This window comes from Campylobacter concisus (genome assembly GCF_002913865.1).
GTDB lineage: Bacteria > Campylobacterota > Campylobacteria > Campylobacterales > Campylobacteraceae > Campylobacter_A > Campylobacter_A concisus_AM.
The window spans coordinates 1-6,210 of the sequence record NZ_POYX01000091.1; the positions used below are offsets into that span (position 1 = coordinate 1).

The window sequence follows — 6,210 nt, forward strand, 5'->3', positions numbered from 1 at the left end:
GCTGGCTCGGTCATAGACCTCGAAAAACCAGCTGGCGAGAGCGTGGAGCTATATATAAATAATAGAATTTTTGGAAAAGGCGAAGTAATGGTTTATGAGAAAAATTTAGCCATAAGGATAAATGAAATTTTGGACTCAAAGTCAGTTATTCAGTACTTCAAAAAAGAACTTTTATGAGAATAATATTATTTTTTATACTTTTTGTGACACAAATTTTAGCTTCAAACTTGCTAACATACAATATCTATGAGCGCACCGACAGGGTCGACATCATGCTTAGCTTTGATGCGCCGTATGAGGGCAACATCTTTCAAAAGCGTGAAAAAGATACGACCTCTTTGATACTAAATTCTCTAAGCTACGATCAAAGCGCGAGCAAGGACATAAACTCAAAGATCATTCAAGAGCTTGAGATAGAGCCAAAGCAAAACTCTCTAGTTTTAAATTTACGCTCAAACGATGCGATCATCGTAAATGCTTCAAAGACAACAGATAGCTTCGGACTTCGCATCCGCGTAACACTAAAAAACACAAAAACGCAAGTGCAAAATATGCCACAAGCTAGCGCAAAGATAGAAACTGCTAGCACGCCAAAGACAGAAAATGAACCTATGGTAAATATTGATTCGAGATACTTCATCGTCCTAAGTGTGCTCATCGCGCTTCTTATATTTTTGTATGTTTTTAAAAGATATATCACTTCAAAAAGTAGTGATTTTAGCGGATTTAAAACGCCACAAAATCAGCCACAAAATGACACAAAGTCGATGAACTGGCTGCTTAAAAACCAAAATAGTGGCGTAAATATCATATACGAAAAATATCTTGATCGCACAAACAAGCTAATGCTTCTAAGCTACGAAAATAGACGCTATCTAGTGATAGTTGGCAGCTCAAACGTCATGCTTGATAGCTTTGGCGAGGACAAGATCCAAAATGAGCAGGACTTCGCTGTTTTCTTTGAAGAAAATAAGAAAAAACTTGGCTCATTTTTGCAAGAGCGTCAAAATAGCCTAAATAACTACAAAGACAAAATGAGTGGGGAATTTTAGCCCCGCTTCGCTACTAAATTTAAAAATTTAGAAGAGCATTTTCATAAATTTTAAAATTTGCAATAAATTCTCTCATATAAGACTCATGTAATGTGAAGCACTGAAGCATGCACTTCTAACGTGCGAGGGGATTGGAGGATTAAAAAGGGGGATAAGGGGACGGATTTCTCGTATCTGCCACGTAGTTGCGAGCCTACAAATTTTAAAATTCCACTCACTCGCAAGAATTGACTACTGATTTTAGGCCTCGCAAAGCTTGCTACTAAAATCAGAGCCGAAATTACTCGCTCATGAAATTTTAAAATTTGCTTGACACTCACTAGATATACAAACGCATGCCACACGATAGTGCTTTGGCATGCACATCTAATGTGCGAGGTTGTTTTACCTCGACCTCGTCTCGTAACTGCAAGCAGATGAGGGGTTTTAAAAAAGGAGGGGAAGCTCTTTTGCTTCGCAGGCATGTAACTGTAAGCAGACCGTAATTTAAGCCTTTTTCTTTTTAGCAAAGAAACAAACATCTAAATTTATACTTGTAAATTTTAAAACTTCACTCACTCGCAAGAATTGACTACTAAAATTTGGCTTCGCTTATCGCTTAGCTCAAATTTTAGAGCTGAAATTACTCGTTCATGAAATTTTAAAATTTGCCCAAATACACTAGCGTTTTTTTTAAAATTGTCAGCTACTTTACCCTACACAAACGAAATGGCAAAAATTTCAGGTTTTGCGATCTTTTTTATCTCTTCTTTTGCCATGGCAAATTCTTTTGCTCCCTCTATTTTTAGCGTGTGGCCGCTAAACTCAAAGCTTAAATTTAGCTTCTCACAGGTTATATCAAGTGCCTTGGCTAGCGCAAGGATAAAGCTTAGCCACCTTATACACTCAGCCTTTGGTAATAAATTTTTATACTTTTCAAACTCATAAATATTTTTCTTGCCATTTGTTCCGATGACTGCGGCTATTAGTGCCTTTTGCTCGTGTGAAAAGCCGTAGTTTAGGGCATTTAGTATGATATAGGCTGAGTTTTTGTGATCGCCGTAAAAGCCTATCTCTTGACCGACATTGTGGAGCTTTGCAGCAATTAGCAGCGTCTCAAGATAGCTCTCATTTAGCCCATGAAGCTTTTTAAGCGCCACAAAGATGTCCTTTGCATATCTTGCCACGGCTTTATTGCAAGAGAGGATGAAGCGATCTTGCAGGCTTTTTACGCTTGGATTGAAATTTTCTGGGAATTTAAGACTTGGACGCAAAAAGTCTTTTAAAAAGACCCCTTCTCTTACTCCAACGCCACTTGTGATGACGTTTTTAGCGTTTAGCGCCTTGGCAAGGGCTAAAAATATATGTGCGCCCTCTCTGATGGTGTCATATCTATCTTTTTTTATAGGAAATTTATTTAGTTCAAGCACGCTAACGTTTGCGATGCTCTCGATGTAGGCTTGCTCGTCACCAAGCTTGTAGCAAAAGCCATGTAGCGAAGAGAGCGGATATAAGTTTTTGCTCATTATGGCCGATGAGATCGCTCTTAAAGAGCCACCGATCGCTATTAAATTTGGGCACTTAAATTGCTCATCTATCTGCGCTGTGATCTGCGACAGAAATTTTGGTAGTTTGTTTAAATTTTTCTTATCAAAGAATAGCTCTTTTAGCCTCACTGTGCCTATATCAAGCGAGAGGACATCGACTATCTTGCCGTTACTTATCCTAGCAAGCTCAGTTGAGCCTCCGCCGATGTCGATAGTGACGCATTCAGCTAGATTATGAAGCAAATTTTTAGCTGCTATCGCTCCAAAAGTGGCCTCCTCCTTGCCCTCAATTACTTTTAAATTTATGCCAAGTTTTTTTCTTAAAAGCGAGATCAAAACGCCTGAGTTTGGAGCATCTCTAAGCGCTGAAGTGCCGACGCATAAGACTTTGGAGCATTTATAGCTTTTTATGATGTTATCAAATTCGCTAAAAGCTTTGATGGCTTTTTGCATTGAAGCTTCTGAAATTTCGTTGTTTGAGCTGTATCCACCTTCGCCTAGTCGCACTTTGGTTTTGTATTCAGCTAGTATAAAAAATGCTAAGCGTGACGTACGCTCAAATATCGCCATACGCATAGAATTTGAGCCAAGATCGATCACTGCGGTTCTCTTTGCCATTTTTTATCCTTTTAAATTTAAAACGAGGCTTGCAACTGCTCCGTTTGCACCCTCTCTATTTTTGATAGATATCTCAGCGCCAAGTGCCTGTGCTGCGCCCTTTGCGAGAAATAGTCCAAGTCCAGCACCGCCTTTGTTGCCATATCTTTTAAATGGAGCAAACAGGTCCTTGCTCTCATCTATGCCCACGCCCTCGTCGGTTACTTCGATGATAAATTTGCTCTTTTCAAGCTTCGAGCTAATCGTAATGGTGCTATTTTTGGGAGAAAATTTGATAGCATTTTGGACGAAATTTTGCACGATGTGAGTTAGTAGGCTAGTTTGGATATTTAGATTAAAAATTTCTGGTTTTAGATCGAGTGCGAGATTTTTCTCATCACCTTTTGCAAGCACTTCGTAGTTTTTGCCTAGTTTTTTTAAAAATGCGATCACATCGGTATTTACTGGCTCTTCAAACTGCGCGCCCTCTTGACGACCGATCTCAAGGACTGAGCCTATCATAGCGTTCATGCCGTTGATCGCTTCGTTGTTTGATTTTAGCGCTTCTATGTATTTTTCGCTATCTCTTGGTTTTAAAAGTGTCACTTCGTTTTTGGTTTTCATAACGGCAAGTGGCGTCTTTAGCTCGTGAGCAACGCCTACAAAGAGCTCTTTTTGGTATAAAACGAAAGTTTGTATGCGAGAGATCAGTCTATTTATGCTGTTACCAAGTGGCAAAAACTCATCTGGCAGGCTTTTGATATCGATCTCTTTTAGAAATTTCTCATCTAAATTTGTAAGCTTGTGACTTAAAATTTTTATAGGTATTAAAAGCATTCTTGATAAAAATAGTGCGTAAAATAGCACCAAAAGTATCGCTGTGACATTTACGATTATAATATCTATAAAAATTTCTTCTACTATCTGGCTTTGAAGAGTGGTATCCTTTTCGAGGACTAAGTAGTTGCTTTCATCTAGCCTTGTTGTTAGTGTGGTTGTGCTCTCATCTTTGATCTTTTGCATCACGAGGTAGGGCTTTTCGCCTTTAAGCTCGCCTGCTTTTATGGTGGCTAGAGTTTTGTTTGGGATTTCTATAGTAAAAGTTTTTAGATTGTTTGGATTAAAATTTTGAGGATTGTTTTTGTAAGATATGGCTTGCTGGTTTAGCTCGCTAACTACACTTTGAAAAACGGTGACTCTTATGTAGTGATAGAGCATCACCGAAACAACGGCAATTAGCATCATCGCACCAGATGCTAATTGCAGTATAAATCTATTTCTTAAGCTTTTTTGGGAAAGCAAAATCTATATCCGCGTCTTCTAACAGTTTCTATTGTTGAAATATTTAGCGGTTTGTCCATTTTTTGGCGGATTTGGTTGATAGCAACCTCGATAACGTTTGGAGTTACAAGCTCTGGTTCTTCCCAGATAGCGTCAAGTAGTTGTTCTTTAGATACGATCTGATCTGAATGTCTTGCAAGGTGAGTTAATACCTCAAATGGCTTGCCTTTTAGCTCGATGTCGCGGCCAAGGTATGTGATCTTCTCTTCGTCAGGGTTGATGATAAGCTCGTCTATCTTGATGATATTTGTGCCACCAAAGCGTAGTCTAGCCTCAAGTCTAGCTACTAAAATGTCAAAATCAAATGGTTTTTTGATGTAGTCATCAGCGCCAGCTCTAAGTGCTTTTATCTCGCTCTCTTTGTCGTCTTTTGCAGAAAGAACTACGACTGAGGTGCGTGGAGATTTATGTTTTATGATGTTTATAAGATCAACGCCGTCGCCATCTTGAAGCATCCAGTCAGTCAAAACTAGGTCGTAGTTTCTGATGCCGATGTAGTACTCAGCGTCTTTAAAATTTTCAGAGCTATCTGTCTGATAACCAAACTCTTGCAACCCCTCAGCAATCGTCTTATTTAGCGTTACTTCGTCTTCTACTATTAAAATACGCATTTCTTTTCCTTAAACTAAAATTTATGGTCGATTGTATCATAAATTAAGAAATATTTCAAGATACTTTAATAAATTTTTAAAAAATAGTGCTGATTTTTGCACCTACAATTGCATTTGGTAAAATCTCGGTTTTTAAAATCTCCATATCCAAGCTAGTAAGCGAGCCAAACCTCTCTTTTAGCGCTTTGCAGGTTGCTTCTAGTGACTCTTCTACGCTTTGAAATTTCATCTCATTGTAAAATTCTTTTATAAAATCAGCCACCAAAACATAATCAATCAAGCTAGTTGAGCGAAATTCTAAGCTCACTTTTACTTCTTGCTTTGCAACTCGCTCAAAGTCAAACATCCCGATGACGGTTTGAAATTTATAATCCTTAATGATCGTTCTTATTTCGCTTTTCATACGACTTTTTGCTCCTTGCCTGAAAGCAGGCGAACGATATTTGGTATGTGCTTATAAACTACCAAAAATGCGATGATAAGGATAGGCGCGTGAGTGTAAATTTCATCAAGCTCTGGGTGGATGATAAAGCTTGATGCGATGAGAGCTATCAGCGCGCATAGCGAGGCTAGAGAGCTTATCTTTAAAAACTTACCAACCAAAAACCAAACGACAAGAGCGATTATTATCTCAACTGGTAAGAAAAATGCGAGTACGCCAGCTCCGGTTGCCACGCCTTTGCCGCCTTGAAAGCCTAAAAATATAGAAAAACAATGCCCCGCAACGCTTAAAACTGCCATCGTCCAAAGCGTGCTTTGGCTTGCACCAAGAGAAGAGGCTACGATGAGTGGCAAAACGCCCTTTAACACGTCACAAACTACGGTTAAAATGGCTAGCTTTTTGGCGAGTTTTGGGTTAGTTTGTTTTAAAACCCTTAAAACATTTGTCGCACCTATGCTTTTGCTACCCTCTTTTTTTATATCAACATGTCCAAAAATTTTTGCTAGTATGAGCCCTGATGGGATGCTGCCAAGCAGGTAGCTAACGGCATAAAGTATTAAATTTTGCATATTTTACCTTTTAAATTTAAAGAGAAATGATATTAAAAAAATACTAATTTTTTTATAAATCATCTCCACAAA

General features: G+C 38.6%; 7 protein-coding genes. 2 read left to right on the forward strand and 5 right to left on the reverse strand.

Annotated features, from left to right (window positions below):
- Both fliN and CYP77_RS06035 read left to right on the forward strand, forming a co-directional pair.
- Positions 1-177, forward strand: a 177-nt coding sequence (gene fliN, locus CYP77_RS06030; protein ID WP_141090839.1) for a flagellar motor switch protein FliN, incomplete at its 5' end; no start/stop codon positions are given.
- The gene (locus CYP77_RS06035) at positions 174-1,052 is read left to right on the forward strand and encodes an excinuclease ABC subunit A (protein WP_103567629.1); all 879 of its coding nucleotides are present in this window, start codon (positions 174-176) and stop codon (positions 1,050-1,052) included. The genes fliN and CYP77_RS06035, both read left to right, overlap by 4 nt.
- 695 nt (positions 1,053-1,747) lie before the next feature.
- Here CYP77_RS06035 and CYP77_RS06040 read toward each other — a convergent pair.
- The 5 genes from CYP77_RS06040 to plsY form a co-directional block, all read right to left on the reverse strand.
- Positions 1,748-3,196 carry a Ppx/GppA phosphatase family protein gene (locus tag CYP77_RS06040; RefSeq protein ID WP_103567628.1) on the reverse strand — a complete coding sequence of 483 codons (1,449 nt, stop codon included), beginning with the start codon at positions 3,194-3,196 and terminating at the stop codon, positions 1,748-1,750.
- A gap of 3 nt (positions 3,197-3,199) precedes the next feature.
- Complete coding sequence (locus CYP77_RS06045; RefSeq protein ID WP_181001460.1) at positions 3,200-4,417, reverse strand: sensor histidine kinase; 1,218 nt, start codon at positions 4,415-4,417, stop codon at positions 3,200-3,202.
- Between the two features lie 38 nt (positions 4,418-4,455).
- The gene (gene hsrA, locus CYP77_RS06050; protein ID WP_002942555.1) at positions 4,456-5,127 is read right to left on the reverse strand and encodes a homeostatic response regulator transcription factor HsrA; all 672 of its coding nucleotides are present in this window, start codon (positions 5,125-5,127) and stop codon (positions 4,456-4,458) included.
- Between the two features lie 76 nt (positions 5,128-5,203).
- On the reverse strand, positions 5,204-5,530 hold the full coding sequence (locus tag CYP77_RS06055; RefSeq protein WP_103567627.1) for a dihydroneopterin aldolase: 327 nt from the start codon (positions 5,528-5,530) through the stop codon (positions 5,204-5,206).
- Positions 5,527-6,138, reverse strand: a complete 612-nt coding sequence (gene plsY, locus CYP77_RS06060; RefSeq protein ID WP_103567626.1) for a glycerol-3-phosphate 1-O-acyltransferase PlsY — start codon at positions 6,136-6,138, stop codon at positions 5,527-5,529. Before plsY ends, CYP77_RS06055 begins: the two co-directional genes overlap by 4 nt.
- Positions 6,139-6,210 lie beyond the last annotated feature (72 nt).

What these genes read in the sequence shown, in the direction of transcription:
- CYP77_RS06035 (WP_103567629.1), top strand. Translation starts at nt 174, where the DNA reads ATGAGAATAATATTATTTTTTATACTTTTTGTGACACAAATTTTAGCT.
- CYP77_RS06040 (WP_103567628.1), bottom strand. Translation starts at nt 3,196, where the DNA reads ATGGCAAAGAGAACCGCAGTGATCGATCTTGGCTCAAATTCTATGCGT.
- CYP77_RS06045 (WP_181001460.1), bottom strand. Translation starts at nt 4,417, where the DNA reads ATGCTAATTGCCGTTGTTTCGGTGATGCTCTATCACTACATAAGAGTC.
- hsrA (WP_002942555.1), bottom strand. Translation starts at nt 5,127, where the DNA reads ATGCGTATTTTAATAGTAGAAGACGAAGTAACGCTAAATAAGACGATT.
- CYP77_RS06055 (WP_103567627.1), bottom strand. Translation starts at nt 5,530, where the DNA reads ATGAAAAGCGAAATAAGAACGATCATTAAGGATTATAAATTTCAAACC.
- plsY (WP_103567626.1), bottom strand. Translation starts at nt 6,138, where the DNA reads ATGCAAAATTTAATACTTTATGCCGTTAGCTACCTGCTTGGCAGCATC.